15 protein-coding genes are annotated in these 17,201 nt (G+C 59.7%); 11 read left to right on the top strand and 4 right to left on the bottom strand.

The annotated features are described in order from the left end of the window. The first annotated feature begins 3 nt into the window (after positions 1-3). From ACYZT7_RS06145 to ACYZT7_RS06110, 8 genes are all read left to right on the top strand, one after another. Complete coding sequence (locus ACYZT7_RS06145) at positions 4-1,128, top strand: mannuronate-specific alginate lyase (protein WP_462040338.1); 1,125 nt, start codon at positions 4-6, stop codon at positions 1,126-1,128. Between the two features lie 213 nt (positions 1,129-1,341). After that, a complete protein-coding gene (locus tag ACYZT7_RS06140; RefSeq protein WP_462040337.1) occupies positions 1,342-2,907 on the top strand; it encodes an MBOAT family O-acyltransferase in 1,566 nt (521 codons plus the stop codon). Between the two features lie 11 nt (positions 2,908-2,918). After that, positions 2,919-4,094 (top strand): alginate O-acetyltransferase, encoded by a 1,176-nt coding sequence (locus ACYZT7_RS06135; protein WP_462040336.1) that lies wholly within the window; start codon positions 2,919-2,921, stop codon positions 4,092-4,094. Positions 4,095-4,108: 14 nt separating this feature from the next. Then, positions 4,109-4,774, top strand: coding sequence for an alginate O-acetyltransferase AlgF (locus tag ACYZT7_RS06130; protein WP_462040335.1), 666 nt, complete (start codon positions 4,109-4,111; stop codon positions 4,772-4,774). 106 nt (positions 4,775-4,880) lie between these two features. Then, positions 4,881-6,332, top strand: a complete 1,452-nt coding sequence (locus ACYZT7_RS06125; RefSeq protein ID WP_462040334.1) for a mannose-1-phosphate guanylyltransferase/mannose-6-phosphate isomerase — start codon at positions 4,881-4,883, stop codon at positions 6,330-6,332. Between the two features lie 284 nt (positions 6,333-6,616). Continuing rightward, positions 6,617-7,081, top strand: a complete 465-nt coding sequence (locus ACYZT7_RS06120; protein WP_462040333.1) for a multidrug transporter — start codon at positions 6,617-6,619, stop codon at positions 7,079-7,081. 32 nt (positions 7,082-7,113) lie between these two features. Further along, positions 7,114-7,941 carry an SDR family oxidoreductase gene (locus ACYZT7_RS06115; protein ID WP_283183029.1) on the top strand — a complete coding sequence of 276 codons (828 nt, stop codon included), beginning with the start codon at positions 7,114-7,116 and terminating at the stop codon, positions 7,939-7,941. Further along, complete coding sequence (locus ACYZT7_RS06110) at positions 7,938-8,336, top strand: DUF4440 domain-containing protein (RefSeq protein WP_462040332.1); 399 nt, start codon at positions 7,938-7,940, stop codon at positions 8,334-8,336. Before ACYZT7_RS06115 ends, ACYZT7_RS06110 begins: the two co-directional genes overlap by 4 nt. 149 nt (positions 8,337-8,485) lie before the next feature. Here ACYZT7_RS06110 and ACYZT7_RS06105 read toward each other — a convergent pair whose 3' ends face one another. From ACYZT7_RS06105 to ACYZT7_RS06090, 4 genes are read right to left on the bottom strand one after another with little or no spacing between them, the layout of a single operon-like run. Beyond that, positions 8,486-9,334, bottom strand: a complete 849-nt coding sequence (locus ACYZT7_RS06105) for an efflux RND transporter periplasmic adaptor subunit (protein WP_462040331.1) — start codon at positions 9,332-9,334, stop codon at positions 8,486-8,488. A gap of 39 nt (positions 9,335-9,373) precedes the next feature. Continuing rightward, a complete protein-coding gene (locus tag ACYZT7_RS06100; protein ID WP_007896379.1) occupies positions 9,374-9,574 on the bottom strand; it encodes a DUF1656 domain-containing protein in 201 nt (66 codons plus the stop codon). Next, the gene (locus ACYZT7_RS06095; RefSeq protein WP_462040330.1) at positions 9,564-11,768 is read right to left on the bottom strand and encodes an FUSC family protein; all 2,205 of its coding nucleotides are present in this window, start codon (positions 11,766-11,768) and stop codon (positions 9,564-9,566) included. Before ACYZT7_RS06095 ends, ACYZT7_RS06100 begins: the two co-directional genes overlap by 11 nt. 10 nt (positions 11,769-11,778) lie before the next feature. Next, positions 11,779-13,290, bottom strand: a complete 1,512-nt coding sequence (locus ACYZT7_RS06090; protein WP_462040329.1) for an efflux transporter outer membrane subunit — start codon at positions 13,288-13,290, stop codon at positions 11,779-11,781. Between the two features lie 181 nt (positions 13,291-13,471). Between ACYZT7_RS06090 and ACYZT7_RS06085 the strand changes: the two genes are divergently transcribed. The 3 genes from ACYZT7_RS06085 to ACYZT7_RS06075 all read left to right on the top strand — a co-directional run bounded on the left by ACYZT7_RS06085 (position 13,472) and on the right by ACYZT7_RS06075 (position 17,070). Continuing rightward, positions 13,472-14,440: a LysR family transcriptional regulator gene (locus ACYZT7_RS06085; RefSeq protein ID WP_282375192.1), complete on the top strand. Its 969-nt coding sequence runs from the start codon at positions 13,472-13,474 to the stop codon at positions 14,438-14,440. Between the two features lie 336 nt (positions 14,441-14,776). Then, complete coding sequence (locus ACYZT7_RS06080; RefSeq protein WP_462041749.1) at positions 14,777-15,154, top strand: DUF6124 family protein; 378 nt, start codon at positions 14,777-14,779, stop codon at positions 15,152-15,154. A 614-nt stretch (positions 15,155-15,768) separates the two neighbouring features. Next, a complete protein-coding gene (locus ACYZT7_RS06075) occupies positions 15,769-17,070 on the top strand; it encodes an IS4 family transposase (RefSeq protein ID WP_462041748.1) in 1,302 nt (433 codons plus the stop codon). Positions 17,071-17,201 lie beyond the last annotated feature (131 nt).

The raw sequence follows: 17,201 nt of genomic DNA, 5'->3' as shown, positions 1-17,201 counted from the left end.
CATATGCAAACCCGAACTTTGAAAAAGTTACTCGCGCCCTCCCTGCTGACTCTGGCGATGTTCGCCGGCGCCACCCAGGCAGCCGCGCCACTGCGTCCGCCACAGGGATACTTCGCGCCGATTGAAAAAGTCAAAACCGGCGACAAGCGCGAAGGCTGTGATGCGATGCCGACGCCGTACACCGGCTCGCTGCAATTTCGCAGCAAGTACGAAGGCTCCGACAAGGCCCGTTCGACCCTGAACGAGGCATCGGAAAAAGCCTTCCGCGACACCACGGCCGACATCACCAAGATTGAGCGCGGCACCAGCAAGCGCGTAATGCAGTACATGCGTGACGGTCGTCCGGAACAACTGGAATGCACCCTGAGTTGGTTGACCGCCTGGGCCAAGGCCGATGCGTTGATGTCCAAGGACTTCAACCACACCGGCAAGTCCATGCGCAAATGGGCGTTGGGCAGCATGGCCTCGTCCTATATCCGCCTGAAATTCTCCGACTCGCATCCGTTGGCGAACCATCAGCAAGAGGCGCAACTGATCGAGGCCTGGTTCAGCAAGATGGCTGATCAAGTGGTCAGCGACTGGGACAACCTGCCGCTGGAAAAAACCAACAACCACTCGTACTGGTCCGCCTGGTCGGTGATGGCAACGTCCATCGCCACCAACCGCCGCGACCTGTTCGACTGGTCGGTGAAGGAATACAAAGTCGCCGTCAATCAAATCGACGCCCAGGGTTTCCTGCCCAACGAACTCAAGCGCCAGCAACGCGCCCTCTCCTATCACAACTACGCCCTGCCGCCTCTGGCGATGATCGCCAGTTTCGCTCAGGTCAACGGTGTGGACTTGCGTCAGGAAAACAACGGCGCATTGAAGCGCCTGGGTGATCGAGTGCTCGCGGGTGTCGAAGACCCGGAAGAATTCGAGAAGAAGAACGGTAAGGAACAGGACATGACCGACCTCAAGGTCGACTCGAAATTTGCCTGGCTCGAACCGTTCTGCACGCTCTACACCTGCTCGCCGGATGTGCTTGAAAAAAAGCGCGAAATGCAGCCGTTCAAGACCTTCCGCCTCGGTGGAGATTTGACCAAGGTCTACGACCCGGCGAGTGAAAAAGGCAAAAAAGGCTCCTAGAGCCAAACGCAAAACCTGTGGGAGCGAGCTTGCTCGCGATGACTGAGTGTCAGTCGACATCGATGTGAATGTCAGACCGCTATCGCGAGCAAGCTCGCTCCCACAGGGGTCAGTGTCGAGTTTGAGTTTTGTGTGTTACGCCCCCCGGATTTCGGTGGGGGGTTTGGGGGGGCCGTTGGCCCTTGACTGTTGGTTAAACATGGAGAGACCGGGATGGTATTTTCATCCAACGTGTTCCTGTTTTTGTTCTTGCCGATCTTTCTCGGCATGTACTACTTAAGCGGAATACGCTATCGCAACCTGCTGCTGCTGCTCGCCAGCTACGTGTTCTATGCCTGGTGGCGTGTGGACTTCCTTGCGCTGTTCGCAGCCGTCACGTTGTGGAACTACTGGATCGGCCTCAAAGTCGGTGCCGCAGGCGTTCGGACCAAACCGGCACAGCGCTGGTTGCTCCTGGGCGTGGGCGTCGACCTGTGCATTCTCGGCTACTTCAAGTACGCCAACTTCGGCGTCGACAGCATCAACGCGATGATGACCTCCGTTGGTCTGTCGCCGTTCATCCTGACCCACGTGCTGTTGCCGATCGGGATCTCGTTCTACATCTTCGAGTCCATCAGCTACATCATCGACGTCTACCGTGGTGACACGCCGGCGACCCGCAACCTGATCGACTTCGCAGCGTTTGTGGCGATCTTCCCGCACCTGATCGCGGGTCCCGTGTTGCGTTTCCGCGATCTCGCCGACCAGTTCAACAACCGCACTCACACCCTCGACAAGTTCTCCGAGGGTGCCACGCGGTTCATGCAGGGTTTCATCAAGAAGGTCTTCATCGCCGACACCCTCGCGGTGGTGGCCGACCATTGTTTCGCCTTGCAGAACCCGACCACGGGCGATGCCTGGCTCGGCGCTCTGGCCTACACCGCGCAGTTGTATTTCGACTTCTCCGGTTACAGCGACATGGCGATCGGTCTGGGCTTGATGATGGGTTTCCGCTTCATGGAAAACTTCAAGCAGCCGTACATCAGCCAGTCGATCACCGAGTTTTGGCGTCGCTGGCACATCAGCCTGTCAACCTGGTTGCGTGACTACCTGTACATCACACTGGGCGGTAACCGCAAAGGTACGCTGATGACCTATCGCAACCTGTTCCTGACCATGTTGCTGGGTGGTCTGTGGCACGGCGCGAACATCACGTACGTCATCTGGGGCGCCTGGCACGGCATGTGGTTGGCGATCGAAAAGGCCCTCGGCCTGAACACCTCGCCGCGCAGCATCAACCCGATCCGCTGGGCGCTGACCTTCCTGCTCGTGGTCATGGGCTGGGTGATCTTCCGCTCGGAAAACCTGCACGTCGCCGGTCGTATGTACGGCGCGATGTTCAGCTTCGGCGAATGGTCACTGTCGGAGCTCAACGCAGCCAGCCTCACCGGTCTGCAAGTGGCGACCCTGGTGGTGGCTTACATGACCCTGGCGTTCTTCGGCATTCGTGACTTCTACACCAACCTGCCGCCTGAGAAGACCAAGCCTGTGGTGAACGTCGAGGCCGATGGCCCGGCCGCAGCGACACCTGGAATGATCAAAGCCGTACCGGGCGAAAACCCGGGCAGCATCCACGAACCTGGCTACACCGTCGGCGTTGAAGCGACTGTGCAACCGGCCTACTGGACCGCTGACTGGTCTCGTTACGTTATGCGCACGCTGGTACTGGTGTTGTTCATCGCCTCGATTTTCAAACTTTCGGCGCAAAGCTTCTCGCCGTTCCTTTACTTCCAGTTCTGAGGGATCTGACTATGACCCGCTCATTACGCATCCTCTACATCAGCCTGTTCATGGTGACGCTGTTGGTCCTGGGCGTGTGGTCCACGCGCAGTTTCCTCGGCTTCAGTACCTCTGCCGAAACAACGGTGCTCAACGGCCGCTGGACCAAAGCCGTGGAGACGCACTACGACGACGAGTTCCCGATCAAGCGCCTGGGCACCAACCTTTGGGCTGCGCTGGATTTCAAACTGTTCAACGAAGGTCGTCCGGGCGTCGTGCTCGGCCGCGATCAGTGGTTGTACAGCGATGAGGAATTCAACCCGATCGTCAACGAAGAACTGAACCTGCAAGGCAACTACGCACTCGTAGAAGGTGTGCGCCAGGAACTGAAAGCGAAAGGCGTGAAACTGGTCATGGCGATCGTGCCAGCCAAGACTCGCCTGTACCCGGAACACCTGGGTGATGTGAAGCCTTCTAGCATCCACGCCAACCTCTATGAGGACTTCCACGCTCGTGTGGCGGCCAACAAGGTCCTCGCTCCCGACCTGTTCGGTCCGCTGCTAAAGGGCAAACTGGACGGTCAGCAAGTGTTCCTGCGCACCGACACCCACTGGACCCCGGAAGGCGCGCAAATCGCCGCCGAAACCCTGGCGAAATCCATTACCGACAAATACCCGCTGAGCGGCGAGCCGCAACACTTCGTCACTGAACCTGCGGAGAAGGTGACTCACAAGGGCGACCTGCGGTTGTTCCTGCCGCTGGACCCGCTGTTCGAAAACCTGATGCCCAAGCCTGAGCCGCTGCAGAAGCGCAATACCGTTGCGGCGCAAGACCAGCCTGCCGGTGATGACGCCCTGTTCGCCAACACTGAAGTGCCAGTGGCCCTGATCGGCACCAGCTACAGCGCCAACCCCAACTGGAACTTCGTCGGTGCGCTGAAACAAGCGCTGAACAGCGACGTGGTCAATTACGCCGAAGACGGCCACGGCCCGATTCTGCCGATGCTCACCTACCTGAAAAGTGATGCTTTCAAGAACAGCCCGCCACAGGTGCTGATCTGGGAGTTTCCTGAACGTTATCTGCCTGTGAACAACGAAATCGGTGACGCCGACCCGCAGTGGGTCGCAGAGCTCAAAGAAGCCGGCGTTCGCCAACAAAACGTAGCCGCAAACACTAAATCCGAGACGCCCGACCGGGCGCAAAACTGAAAGAGAGGTACACCATGACTTTCACTACTACTCCTCGCCGTCTCGCCGCTCGCTCCTTAAAAGCAGTCGCACTCGTCGCTGGCATGAGCGTTCTGTCGATGTCCGCCTTCGCTGGCGACGCCGCACTCTACGGCCCGACCGCACCGAAAGGCTCAAGCTTCGTGCGTGTCTACAACGCCGGTAACGCTGAAGTCAGCGCCACCGTCGGCACCACCAACCTGGCCGAAGTCGCGCCGCTGTCCAGCACTGACTTCAGCTTCATGCCAGGCGGCGATTACAGCGCCAAGGTCGGCAGCCAGACCCTGCCGGTGAAACTGGCCGGTGATCACTATTACACCTTGGTCAACAACGCCAGCGGCGCGCCGCAACTGATCGAAGAGCCGCCGTTCAAGAACAAGCAGAAATCCCTGGTTCGCGTACAAAACCTCAGCGACAAGGCGCTGACCCTGAAAACCGCTGACGGCAAGACCGAAGTGGTCCCGACCGTGGCCGCCAAGGGCCGTGGCGAGCGTGAAATCAACCCGGTGAAAGTCAGCCTGGCTCTATACGATGGCGACAAGAAAGTCGGCGACGTGAAACCGGTTGCCCTGGAACGTGGTGAAGCCGCCGTGCTGTACGTCACTGGCACTGGCAGCAGCCTGGCACCAGTCTGGGTAAAACGCCCGGTTTCGACGCGCTAATCATTTTGTCGGGTAGCCCACGGGCTACCCGAACACGGAATAAGAACAAGAGTGAAACGACAGAACGCAGTAGCTCTGACCCATACGATTTTCAAGGAGTAACAACATGATTCCGGTGATCTTGTCAGGTGGTAGTGGCTCACGTCTTTGGCCGCTTTCGCGTAAGCAATTCCCCAAGCAATTTCTCGCCCTGACCGGCGAACAAACGCTGTTCCAGCAAACCCTGGAACGCCTGGTGTTCGAAGGCATGGACACCCCGATCGTGGTCTGCAACAAAGAACACCGTTTCATCGTCAACGAGCAACTGGCCGCCCGTAAACTGGACGTTCAGCGCATCCTGATGGAACCGTTCGGCCGCAACACTTCACCGGCCGTGGCCTTGACCGCAATGATGCTGGTCAACGAAGGTCGCGACGAGTTGATGCTGGTGCTGCCCGCCGACCACGTGCTGGAAGATCAGAAAGCCCTGCAACGCGCGCTGGCCCTGGCCACCGTCGCTGCAGAAAACGGCGAAATGGTGCTGTTCGGCGTACCGGCCACCAAACCGGAAACCGGCTATGGCTACATCAAGTCGACCAATGATTCGCTGCTGCCGGAAGGCGTCAGCCGCGTCTCGCACTTCGTCGAAAAACCGGACGTGAAGCGCGCCACCGAGTTCGTCGAGTCCGGCGGTTACTTCTGGAACAGCGGTATGTTCCTGTTCCGCGCCAGCCGTTTCCTCGAAGAGCTGAAAAAACACGATCCGGACATCTACGACACCTGCATGCTGACCCTTGAGCGCAGCAAACAGGATGCCGACACCGTCGACTTCGACGCCGCCACCTTCGCTTGCTGCCCGGACAATTCCATCGACTACTCGGTGATGGAAAAAACCCAGCGCGCCTGCGTTGTACCGCTGACCGCGGGCTGGAGCGATGTCGGCTGCTGGGCGTCGTTGTGGGAAGTGAATGAGAAAGACGCCAACGGCAACGTCACCAAAGGCGACGTGGTCATCCAGGACAGCAAAAACTGCATGATCCATGGCAATGGCAAACTGGTGTCGGTGATTGGCCTGGAAAACATCGTGGTCGTCGAAACCAAGGACGCCATGATGATCGCCCACAAGGACAAGGTCCAAGGCGTGAAACAGATGGTCAACACCCTCAACGAACAAGGCCGCAGCGAAACCCAGACCCACTGCGAAGTCTATCGTCCGTGGGGCTCCTACGACTCGGTGGACATGGGCGGCCGTTTCCAGGTCAAGCGCATCTCGGTCAAACCGGGCGCGTGCCTGTCGCTGCAGATGCACCACCACCGCGCCGAACACTGGATCGTGGTCAGCGGCACGGCTGAAGTGACCTGCGACGAAAACGTGTTCCTGCTGACTGAAAACCAGTCGACCTACATTCCGATCGCCTCGGTCCACCGTCTGCGCAACCCGGGCAAGATTCCACTCGAAATCATCGAAGTGCAATCGGGCAGCTACCTGGGCGAAGACGATATCGAGCGGTTTGAAGATATCTACGGTCGCTCTACCCCGATCGACCGCGGCGTATCGGTGAAAACCATCGCGCGGTAATTGATCTGTAGCACCAGAAGCCCCCGTCCGACCCGCTGCGTTTCCCTATCCGCAGCGAGTTGGGTGGGGGCTTTTTTTATCTGGCGTTTTTGTCGCCTCCGCGGGCCTCATCGCGAGCAAGCTCGCTCCCACATTTAATCGCATTCCCATATGACAACTCGGCCGAATGTGGGAGCGAGCTTGCTCGCGATGAGGCGATCACTTCCACCAACAACAATCAAGCCCATCGCCAACCGCACCCACGCTTAGGTAGGATGACCTTCTCCCCTCCCGAGGTTTGCGTCATGTTCATCGGCGTCCTGCTGGTCATCACCTGGCTGATTTTGTTGCTGCGCTACCCGACCAAGGCGTTGCCGGTCTCCGTGGCTGCAGCCATTGGGTTGGGTGTGGTGGCAACGTGGGTGATCTGGCTGGATAACCGCGAGGTCAAGCAACTGGCGCGCCTGGAGTTGCGCATCACCTACGCGCCCGAACACTGCCCGGCGGACCGCCCGCTGCAACTGACAATGAACAACGGCAACGACGTGCCGCTGACCGAGTTACGCTGGCGCGTCGCCGCGTATGCCCCGGGCGATACGGTCAACTTGGCCGACAATCAATACGCCGCACCGCGCTATCGCGGCCCCGGCGAACTTCAGGCCGGCGCGAACTGGGAAGACTGCTTGCCCCTGCCGCCTCTGCGCCCTGGCTATCGACCGCAAACACTGGAGTTTCGCGCCGAGCGTTTGCAAGGTAGTTTCTCCGATTAATTCCCTTCTTCTTTTTGCACAAGGACCGCGCCATGCCCGTTGCGTTGATAACCGGTTGCTCCAGCGGCATAGGCCGCGCCCTCGCTGATGTGTTCAAAAATGCCGGATACGACGTCTGGGCCAGCGCCCGCAAGGCTGAAGACGTGGTAGCCCTGGCCGCTGCCGGTTTCACCGCCGTGCAACTGGACGTCAACGACGGCGCCGCACTCGAACACTTGAGCGAGCGCATCAACCAGCAACATGGCGGCCTTGACGTACTGATCAACAATGCCGGTTACGGCGCCATGGGGCCGTTGCTCGACGGCGGTGTGCCGGCCATGCAGCGGCAATTCGAAACCAATGTGTTCGCCATCGTCGGCGTCACCCGCGCGATGTTCCCGGTGCTGCGCCGCGCCAAGGGTCTGGTGGTGAACATCGGCAGCGTGTCCGGGGTTTTGGTCACACCATTCGCCGGCGCCTACTGCGCCTCGAAAGCGGCAGTGCATGCCTTGACCGATGCGTTGCGTATGGAACTGGCGCCGTTTGGCGTGCGGGTCATGGAAGTCCAGCCGGGCGCCATCGCCTCCAGTTTTGCCAAGAATGCCGGTCATGAGGCGGAGCAGTTGATTACCGAACAATCGCCGTGGTGGCCCCTGCGTGACGGCATTCGCGCACGGGCCAAGGCCTCCCAGGACAATCCGACCCCGGCCAGTGAATTTGCCGCCGGTTTGCTCAAAGCCGTGCAGCAAAGCAAACCACCGCGCCTGATTCGTCTGGGCAATGGCAGTCGGGCGTTGCCGTTACTGGCGGGGTTGCTGCCTAAAGGGCTGCTGGAGGCGGGGTTGATGAAGCGGTTCGGCCTGAAGGGGCAACTTCCATGACCGACTACACCGAATACTTTGATGAAGTGATCCGGGCCCACGTCGCCATCGAGCAATGGTTGGCCGAAGATCAAGACGAGCCGGCGCTTGAACAGTTGCTGGCGCGTTTTTCGCCGCAGTTTTCCATGGTCTCGCCGTTGGGCCGGGTGCTGGATTTCGACGCGTTGAGCGAGTTGTTTTTGATGGCGGGCGGGAAGAAGCTCGGGTTCAGAATTGAGCTCAGCGAATTGCATGGCAACGCTCTGTACGACGGTGGCGCGACTGTGAGTTATCGCGAACAGCAGACGGATGCGACGGGGTTGCACTCTGATCGGCGATCGACGGTGGTGTTTGAGAAGCAGGCGGATGGCAAGGTGGTTTGGCGGCATTTGCATGAGACGTTTTGCAAGGCGTGAACTGCCGCTATCTGTCAGTGGGACCGAGTCGACTTCATCGCGAGCAAGCTCGCTCCCACAGGGGTTGGCGTCGTTCACAAAATCTGCATTCGAACTCGGCCAATGTGGGAGCGAGCTTGCTCGCGATGAAGGCGACTCGGTCTAACGGTTTACTTAACAACCACAGTACAAGTAATCCCCGCCGCCAACAGCACACCCTCCGGCACTTCATCAATGTGAATCCGCACCGGCACCCGCTGCGCCAAACGCACCCAGTTAAAGGTCGGGTTCACGTCCGCAATCAGCTCGCGACTCTCCGGGTTATCACGGTCGTAGATGCCGCGAGAAATACTTTCCACATGCCCCTTCAGCACTACCCCGCTCATCAACTGCATGTCGGCTTTATCGCCGACCCGCACGTGAGGCAATTTGGTTTCTTCGAAGAAGCCGTAGACCCAGAACGAGTTCATGTCGACCACGGCCATTTTCGCTTCACCGATGCGCGCGTAATCGCCGCGATGCACATTGAGGTTGGTCACGTAACCGTCCACCGCTGCGCGGACCTCGGTGCGTTTGAGGTTCAGTTCGGCGCCTTCCAGTTGCGCCTGAGCGTGCTGGTAATCGGCTAACGCCGAGTCGGCGATGTTGCTGGCGTCATCGCGGTTTTCCCTGGAGATCACCAGGTTGTCCATGTCGGCGCGGCGGTGGGCATTGACCTTGCGCATCTCCCACGTCGATTTGCGAGACGCCACCAGCGACTGCGCCTGTTTGACCGCGATGCGGTAGTGCTCGGGGTCGATCCGCATCAGCAAATCGCCCTTCTTCACCAACTGGTTATCACGCACCGGAACGTCCACCACTTCGCCGGTAACGTCCGCCGCCACATTGATGATGTCGGCGCGCACCCGGCCGTCGCGGGTCCACGGCGTGTCCATGTAATGCACCCAGAGGGTCCGGCCGATCCATATCGCAAGGGCCAGCACCAACAGAGTGGCGAACAGGCTGAAAAGCTTTTTCATCAGGGCCTTCTTCAGTGATAGAGAGTCAGTGGTAGAGAGTCAACGGTAAACAGTCAGCGCCAGGGCGCCGAACAAACAGGTAAACAAACTCAGGCGCAACAGCGCCGGGTGCCAGAAGAAGCGGTACAGATCGAACCCGGACAGGAACCGGTCCAGCGCCCAGGCCAATGCCGCTGCGATGAAAAACATCAGGGTCATGGTCGGCATGTACACACCGTGGAAGGCGATTTCACGAGGCATGTTCAAGTCCTTGGGCCTTGGCGGTGGCGTTGGCATTTATGTAGCCGGCGAGCGGTGATTGCGGGTCCAGCAACGAGGTGCGGATGAAGTGCAGGTAGCTCTTCACCCGGCGCAGGGCCGAGGTGTCGAAGTGCGGCGCGAAAGGCTCGTCGGTGGCTTGCACACGGCTGATCGCGTGATCGACGGCGATCAATCCACGCTCCAGATTGCTCTGGCTCGGTTGCAGAAACAGCCGCACCAGCGAGCGGCCCATCACCCGGATCGCCTGACGCCACGGCTGGGATTCGGCATAGGCCGGATGCACCGGCAAGATAACTTGTTCCTTGCGTAGCTCGATGATCGCGTGGCCGACTTCCAGCACCACAAACATCCAGCGCAGCAAGTCCCGTTGTACCTGCGGCTGCCCTGCCGCGAGACCATAGGCCTGATGCAGCAGGTCGCGGGTGCTGCTTTCGAAACTCGACGCCAGGCCCTTGAGTTTGCCGCTGATGGCGTACACCACCTGCCCGCGCAAATCCTGTTCCAGCCGACGCCACAACCAGCGGCTGTTGGGCGGCAGGATGATCGCCCCGGCCGCCGCGCACACCAGCATGCCAAGCACCATGGCGATGTAGTCGTTGATAAAGGCGTAAGGGTTGTAGACGGTGAGGTTGTCCGGCACCGAACCGGTGCTGAAGAAAATCAGCAAACCGAGACCCACGCCGGCGTAGTGTGGCCGGGAAGTGAGGAACGAACCGAGCACGATCACCGGCGCGAGCATCACGCAGAGCAACGGAAAACCGTCGATCCAGGGGAAGATGAAAAACATCTCGACGAAGCCGATCAGCGCCCCGAGGAGCGTCCCGCAGGCCATCTGAATCGCCATGCGTTTAGGGTTCGGCGTCGCCGCTGAAAGGCCCACGGTTGCGGCGGCGATCAGGGTCATGGTCGCGCCGCTCGGCCATGCGGTGGCGACCCAATAGCTGCCCAGAACTACCAGAATGAATGCCGCGCGAATCCCCGAGGCGGCCGACGCCATCCAGTTGGTTTGCGGGGTGAACGGCTCATCCCAAAGCTCGCGCGCATGGCTGTGATCAGCCAGCGACGCGTGGGTCTGTGCATAACTGTGCAAGTCATCGACGAAGCGATAGAGCAATTCGTATGCCGTGTGAAAATCCAGCTGCTCGGCGTCGCTCGGATTGCTCTCCTGAAAGGTCGCCCGCAAGCTGCGAACGCGCGTCGGCAGGCCTTCTTTATAGGTGGTCAGCGCGATGACCAGACGCCCCGCATCGGCGTTGGTCAGGGCACGGCCGCTGAAACCATCAAGCAGTTCGGCGAGGTCCTGCAAACCCGGTTTGATCGCCGCGACCACGTGATCGGTGCCGCTGCTGCGCAAGCGTTCAAGCAATTGGTGCAGGGCGTTGAAGCGCGTAGTGATACCCATAAACTCGCTGTTCAGTCGACTGAGCCGACCGTTGCGCCGACGCATGTGCGGGTCTTCGAACACGGTCACGCTGCGCAACCCTTCCAACCCCACGGCCTCGGCGATGAAGCGCACGTTGCTCGCCTCGAAAGCCTCCCGTTGGCTGCGACCGCGCAAACCATCGGTGACGAACAATGCGAACACGCCGAAACGCTGATACAAGGCGTTGCGCATCGCGGCGCTGGCGGTTTGCGGCAGGATCGCGGCGCTGACCAGCGTGGCGCAAATAATCCCCAAGGAGATTTCCAGCACCCGCCACACGGCGGCCATGAACGCGCCGTCCGGGTGAGCCAATGCGGGCAAACCGACCATCGCCGCGGTGTATCCGGCAAGCACGAAACCGTAGGCGCGGAAGTTGCGATAGCGCGCCGCGCCGGCCGAGCAGATGCCCACCCAAATCGCCAGCGAACCGAGGAACAGCTCGGTGTTTTGGGCGAACAAGGCAATCAGCGCGACCATCACCGCCGAGCCGGCCAGGGTGCCGAGGAAGCGATAGAAACTCTTGGCCAACACGTGACCGCTTTGCGGTTGCATGACGATGAACACGGTGATCATCGCCGTGCGCGGCTGCGGCAACTCCAGACGCATGGCCAGCCACAGGGTCAGGAACGCCGCAAACAGCACCTTGAAAATGTAGACCCAGGTCACGCCATCGCTGCGCGCCCAGTCAAAGAAACCCCGGCGCCATTCAAGGGAATACAGCCAGCGCAAAGGTGCGGGCAAGGGAGTCATGGAGTCCTGCTCAATGATTGAGGGCTTGGAGAATGGCCGGGGTTTTCGGCACCTGGGTCTGGCTGTCTTTCGGCGCGTCGTCACCCGCGCCCAACCCACCGCCGAGCGCCGTTACCAGTTCAGCATGAGCACTCAGTCGCGCAGCCTGCACCTGCTGCTGAACCTGTTGCTGTTTGAACAACAAGGTCTGGGCGTTAAGCACGTTGAGGTAATCGGTGAGGCCGCGCTGATAGGCGATCATCGCGATGTCGTAAGTCTTCTGCGCAGTGGCCACCGACTCGGCGGCGAAGGTTTGCTGCTTGTCCATGGATTCGCGGCGGATCAACTGGTCGGAGATGTTTTTCAGTGCATTGACCAGCGTCTGGTTGTACTTGGCCACGGCGATGTCGTAACCGGCCGAGGCTTCGCCCAGCTCCGAGCGCAAACGGCCGCCATCGAAGATCGGCAACGAAATGGCCGGGCCGACGCTGTAGTTGAGCTTCTTGCCGGTCAGGAACTCCAACGCTCCACCGCCCGTGGCCATGTAGCCGAGGCTGCCGACCAGATCGACGTTGGGGTAGAACCCGGCGTGAGCCACATCAATGCCCCGCGCCTGGGCTGCCACTTGCCAGCGACTGGCGACCACGTCCGGGCGTTGTCCGAGCAACTGCGCTGGCAAGGACGACGGCAACTTCAGCGGCGCGCCCAACGACAGCGTCGGCCGCTGCAACTGCGCGCCCTCCCCCGGGCCAAAACCTGCCAGGGCTGCGAGTTGATTGCGACTCAGGGCGATTTCTTCGTCCAGCGCATCGATCTGACGGTGGGTTTCCGGCAGCGGCGTTTCAGCCTGACTGACTTCAAAATGGGTGCCGATGCCGCCGTTGAGACGCTTTTGCGCAAGGTCGAGAATTTGCTGTTGCTGTGTCAGGGTCGCGGCGACGATGTCCCGTTGCGCGTAATGCAACGAAAGCTCGATGTAGGCGCGCACGATGTTGTTCTGCAGTTCGAGCTGCGCCAGCCGTGCTTCGGCAGCCGACATGTGGGCCATGTCCACGGCGCGCTCGGTGGCGTTGCTTTCGCGGCCCCAGAGGTCGAGGGCATAGCTGAAACCCAGCGCGGCGTTGTTGTCCCAGGTGGTGGTGTTGGCCAGCTCGCCCGGCCCGTAGAACTGATCGGTCGGCCAGTTGTGGCGTTTGAGCGTGGATTCGCCGTTTATCTGCAACGACTCGGCAGATTCGGCGATGCCAGCCATGGACTTGGCCTGGCGTACCCGCGCTGCAGCCATGGCCATGGTCGGGCTGCCTTGCAGGGCGAGGTCGATCCAGCGGTTCAGTTGCGGGTCGCCATACGCCTGCCACCATTGGGCGGTAGGCCAGTGAGCGTCCTGCGCGGCGCTCTGAATAGCTGCGTCGGTGGCCAATGAATTGGCCTCGAGTGCCTTGCCCTGTGGGGCAATACCTGCGGTACCGATGCAGCCGCTGATTGCCAGGGTTAAAGCCAAAACACTGAGCGTCTGAAGCGCTCTGTTGATGCGACGCGGCACTGCTGCGATTTCCTGAGGTGGGGAGTTGTTCCTGAGGTGCACAATTCTAGGGGTGGGCTTTGATGGCGATAAGCTGGGATTCTTGTGAATCTTTGTTACCGTTAACGCGATAATCTCTTGGTCGGGGTCTCAGCCCCCGTAACTTCGTGTCACAATTTGCCATCGCCTCCGAGAGCACCCCATGGACACTTTGCAAAACATGCGCGCCTTCAGTTACGTGGCCGAGGCTGGCAGCTTCACCGCCGCCGCCGTGCAACTCGACACCACCACGGCCAACGTCTCGCGCGCGGTCTCCAACCTGGAAGCCCACCTGCAAACCCGCCTGCTCAACCGCACCACCCGACGAATCGCCCTGACCGAGGCCGGCAAGCGTTATCTATTGCGCTGCGAGCAGATCCTGGCCTACGTCGAAGAAGCCGAAGCCGAAGCCAGCGACGCCCACGCGCGCCCGGCCGGGCAGCTCAAGGTGCACACCATGACCGGCATCGGTCAGCACTTCGTGATCGACGCCATCGCCCGCTACCGCAAGACCCACCCCGACGTGACCTTCGACCTGACCATGGCCAACCGCGTGCCGGACTTGCTCGACGAGGGCTATGACGTGTCCATTGTGCTGGCCAGCGAGCTGCCGGATTCGGGCTTCGTCTCCCAGCGTTTGGGCATCACCTACAGCATCGTTTGCGCCTCGCCCGCGTATGTGAAAGCCAACGGCTGCGCGCACAAGCCCAGCGATTTGCTGAACCACGCTTGCCTGCGTTTGGTGAGCCCGGTGATTCCGCTGGAGAAATGGACCTTCGACGGCCCGGAAGGCCAGGAAATGGTCACCATTAATAGCTCGCCGTTTCTGGTGAACTCTGCTGATGCGATGAAGACAGCGATCACCAGCGGCATGGGGGTTGGGGTTTTGCCGGTGTATGCAGCGATTGAAGGGTTGCGCAACGGGACGCTCGTGCGGGTGATGCCAAATTACCGATCGCAGGAACTGAATCTGTATGCGATCTATCCGTCGCGGCAGTATCTGGATGCGAAGATTAAAACGTGGGTCGAGTATCTGCGTGGGTCGTTGCCGGAGATATTGGCGGCGCATCAGGCGGAATTGGTGGCGTATGAGTTGAGTGGGAGTATGGGTGGGGTTCGGGTGGCAAATTGATTTCACGGTCCTACAGACGCGATTCATTTGGGGAATGTTTCCGACGAGTTCTGTCGGTTGTTGGGTCGGAAGGGAAATGGGTAGGCTTTGTGGGTCGCTGCAAAATCAGCGATCAGGTCTGGAAAACCTGGCAAACACTTACCACACCCCATGGCATACTGCGGCGCTTGTTTCTGCACGCAATTCCTTGTTATGGCGGCTGTGCGCGGGAGACCTTCGGGTCTGCCGGTATTTGGTGGGTGTTCCGGTTTTTCCAGTCCGCGCACAGCTGCCACCCTTTCGTCTGGAAAACGAAAGATGGCAGTTCCACTTCATCTGCCAATGAGTAACTTCCGCATGATTAAAGAAACACCGAATCCCCCCGAAACCGACGACGTTTCCCCCTACGAATCCATCGATTCCAAAAAACTCAACGATGCCGCCGAACGCGCCCTCGATTTCCACTTCCCGTCGATTGCCGACATCAAAGCCACCCCGCGCACGCCCAGCACCCTGTTTTCCGTGGACCCAGAGGCGACTACCGAAACCTTGGTGGTTTTTTTGGTCGAGACCCTGGCCTCGGTCGATGTGATGGTCCATCAGTTGGTGGATCATCTAGAGGGTGGGTCGCGCTATGCCCTGCTGGGCATTTCAAACAGCATCATGGTGGCGGAGATCACCGCGAACCGGGTGCTGGATAACATCGACGTGCCAAAACCTGCGCCACACAGCTGATCCCCTGTTGGAGCTGAGCTTGCTCCGGGCGGCGTTCCGACGATAGCGGTCTAACGTTCAACATTGATGGTGACTAACACTCCGTCATCGCGAGCAAGCTCGGCTCCTACAGTGGAACGGTGTACATCTGCGAGACTTTGGTCGGCTGTCAGGCCGCCTTCGCGGGCAAGCTCGCTCCCACAAGGGATCGGTGTTCGCCTTTCGCGTCTACACACCACTCAACAGGCCGAGCGTTAGCTCGCCTGCAGCCCTTGATCTTGATCCACCCGCCCCTTCGGGAGGCTGAGTGGAGGTGTGCATCCGGGGAGTGGCGCGCAGCGCCGTTCGACGCAGTCGAACACGCTGCATGTAGGTCGTCGCGAAGCAGACCGGAGGGCAGTGTCCCCGGATGGATACCGGAACGAAGGAACGCCGAGCCTAAGCGAGGGGCCGGACGCTCGGGGCGAGCGTTTTTTTGCTTACTTTTTTTAGGCGTTTGTAAAAAAAGTGAGTCGCCGTAAGGGTCAGCCCTTTCAAGGTCTTCGTTTAGAATCTCCCAAAACTCCAGTCAGGGCGACGAGACGATGTGGGAAGAGGTTTTAGCGCGGTTCGAGAAAAAAGCACCGGCCAGTGTCATGGCCAAATTGGTGTTGGAGCAGGCTGTTACAGCTGAGTGGGTCGATCAGGTGTTCGAAGAGCATCGTCAACGACAGTACCCGCGTGAGCTTTTATTTTCGACCATCGTTGAGCTTATGTCCCTTGTTTCACTGGGTTTGCGGCCGTCGCTACATGCCGCCGCACGGCAGATGGATCTTCCTGTCAGCTTGGCGGCGTTCTATGACAAGGTCAGCCGCACAGAGCCTGCGCTGCTGCGCGCCTTGGTAGCCGGCAGTGCACAACGTTTGGCACCGACGATTGAAGAATTGGGCTGCTCGGCCATTTTGCCTGGCTGGCAACTGCGGGTGGTTGACGGCAACCACCTGCCTTCCAGCGAAAAACGTCTGGGCGCGTTGCGCCGTGAACGAGGCGCCGCCCGGCCTGGTTTTTCGGTCGTGGTTTACGACCCTGATCTGGACCAGGTCGTCGATCTTCAGCCCTGTGAAGATGCTTATGCCAGTGAGCGCGTCGGCGTGCTGCCGTTGCTGGAAAACGCCAGTAGGGGCCAGTTGTGGATGGCTGATCGGCTCTATTGCACGCTCCCGGTCATGGAGGCCTGCGAAGACGCTGGCGCTTCTTTCATTATTCGTGAGCCGAGTAAGCATCCGCGCCTGCTTCAGGAAAGCGACTGGCAAGAACCTGTCGCGGTCGAGGCGGGAAGCGTGCGCGAGCAAACCATCGAAGTGAAAGGCGGACGTCAGTGGCGGCGTGTTGAACTGAACCTGCAAAAAGCTACCGAATCAGGCGACACCATGCTGTTGTTCTGGAGCAACTTGCCCGACACCATCACCGCTGAGCAAATCGCCGATTTGTATCGTCGTCGCTGGAGTATCGAAGGGATGTTCCAGCGCCTGGAATCGGTGCTGGACAGTGAAATCGAAAGCCTGGGCAACCCCAAGGCGGCTCTGCTGGGATTTGCCGCGGCCGTGTTGGCTTACAACGTTTTGTCAGTGCTTAAGCGCAGCGTTGAACAGGCTCATCGCCAGACGCAACCAGAGGGATGGGAGGCATCGATTTTCCATTTGGCAGTGCAAGTGCGCAGTGGTTATGAGGGCATGCAGATCGCGTTACCGTCGGATTATCTGTCACTTCAATCGACCTCAGAAACGCTGGCACAGCGCTTGTTGGCGCTGGCAAGGAATATCAAGCCCAAACAGGTTGCCAAAAGCATACGCGGCCCCAAAATCGCCAAGCCCAAGGAGTGGCTGGAGGGAAAGGCTGCGAATGCTCATGTGTCGACCGATCGAGTGCTCAAAGCCCATAAAGGGAAAACACCTTGAAAGGGCTGGCCGTAAGGGTGAAACCCTAAGTGGCCGTTACCGCAGAAACGGATATGTACCCCGTCAACCCACACCATGGTCGGCCCAAAGGCCGCCAAGGACAAAAGAGCCCAACGGCCTCGCCCAAATCC

Source organism: Pseudomonas sp. RT4P38 (assembly GCF_054897765.1).
Note: the sequence above shows the minus strand (reverse complement) of the source record. Positions and strands in the feature narration are given on the sequence as shown.

Excerpts from the sequence above, each read along its gene's own strand:
- ACYZT7_RS06145 (WP_462040338.1), top strand. The coding sequence starts at position 4 with ATGCAAACCCGAACTTTGAAAAAGTTACTCGCGCCCTCCCTGCTGACT.
- ACYZT7_RS06140 (WP_462040337.1), top strand. The coding sequence starts at position 1,342 with ATGGTATTTTCATCCAACGTGTTCCTGTTTTTGTTCTTGCCGATCTTT.
- ACYZT7_RS06135 (WP_462040336.1), top strand. The coding sequence starts at position 2,919 with ATGACCCGCTCATTACGCATCCTCTACATCAGCCTGTTCATGGTGACG.
- ACYZT7_RS06130 (WP_462040335.1), top strand. The coding sequence starts at position 4,109 with ATGACTTTCACTACTACTCCTCGCCGTCTCGCCGCTCGCTCCTTAAAA.
- ACYZT7_RS06125 (WP_462040334.1), top strand. The coding sequence starts at position 4,881 with ATGATTCCGGTGATCTTGTCAGGTGGTAGTGGCTCACGTCTTTGGCCG.
- ACYZT7_RS06120 (WP_462040333.1), top strand. The coding sequence starts at position 6,617 with ATGTTCATCGGCGTCCTGCTGGTCATCACCTGGCTGATTTTGTTGCTG.
- ACYZT7_RS06115 (WP_283183029.1), top strand. The coding sequence starts at position 7,114 with ATGCCCGTTGCGTTGATAACCGGTTGCTCCAGCGGCATAGGCCGCGCC.
- ACYZT7_RS06110 (WP_462040332.1), top strand. The coding sequence starts at position 7,938 with ATGACCGACTACACCGAATACTTTGATGAAGTGATCCGGGCCCACGTC.
- ACYZT7_RS06105 (WP_462040331.1), bottom strand. The coding sequence starts at position 9,334 with ATGAAAAAGCTTTTCAGCCTGTTCGCCACTCTGTTGGTGCTGGCCCTT.
- ACYZT7_RS06100 (WP_007896379.1), bottom strand. The coding sequence starts at position 9,574 with ATGCCTCGTGAAATCGCCTTCCACGGTGTGTACATGCCGACCATGACC.
- ACYZT7_RS06095 (WP_462040330.1), bottom strand. The coding sequence starts at position 11,768 with ATGACTCCCTTGCCCGCACCTTTGCGCTGGCTGTATTCCCTTGAATGG.
- ACYZT7_RS06085 (WP_282375192.1), top strand. The coding sequence starts at position 13,472 with ATGGACACTTTGCAAAACATGCGCGCCTTCAGTTACGTGGCCGAGGCT.
- ACYZT7_RS06080 (WP_462041749.1), top strand. The coding sequence starts at position 14,777 with ATGATTAAAGAAACACCGAATCCCCCCGAAACCGACGACGTTTCCCCC.
- ACYZT7_RS06075 (WP_462041748.1), top strand. The coding sequence starts at position 15,769 with ATGGCCAAATTGGTGTTGGAGCAGGCTGTTACAGCTGAGTGGGTCGAT.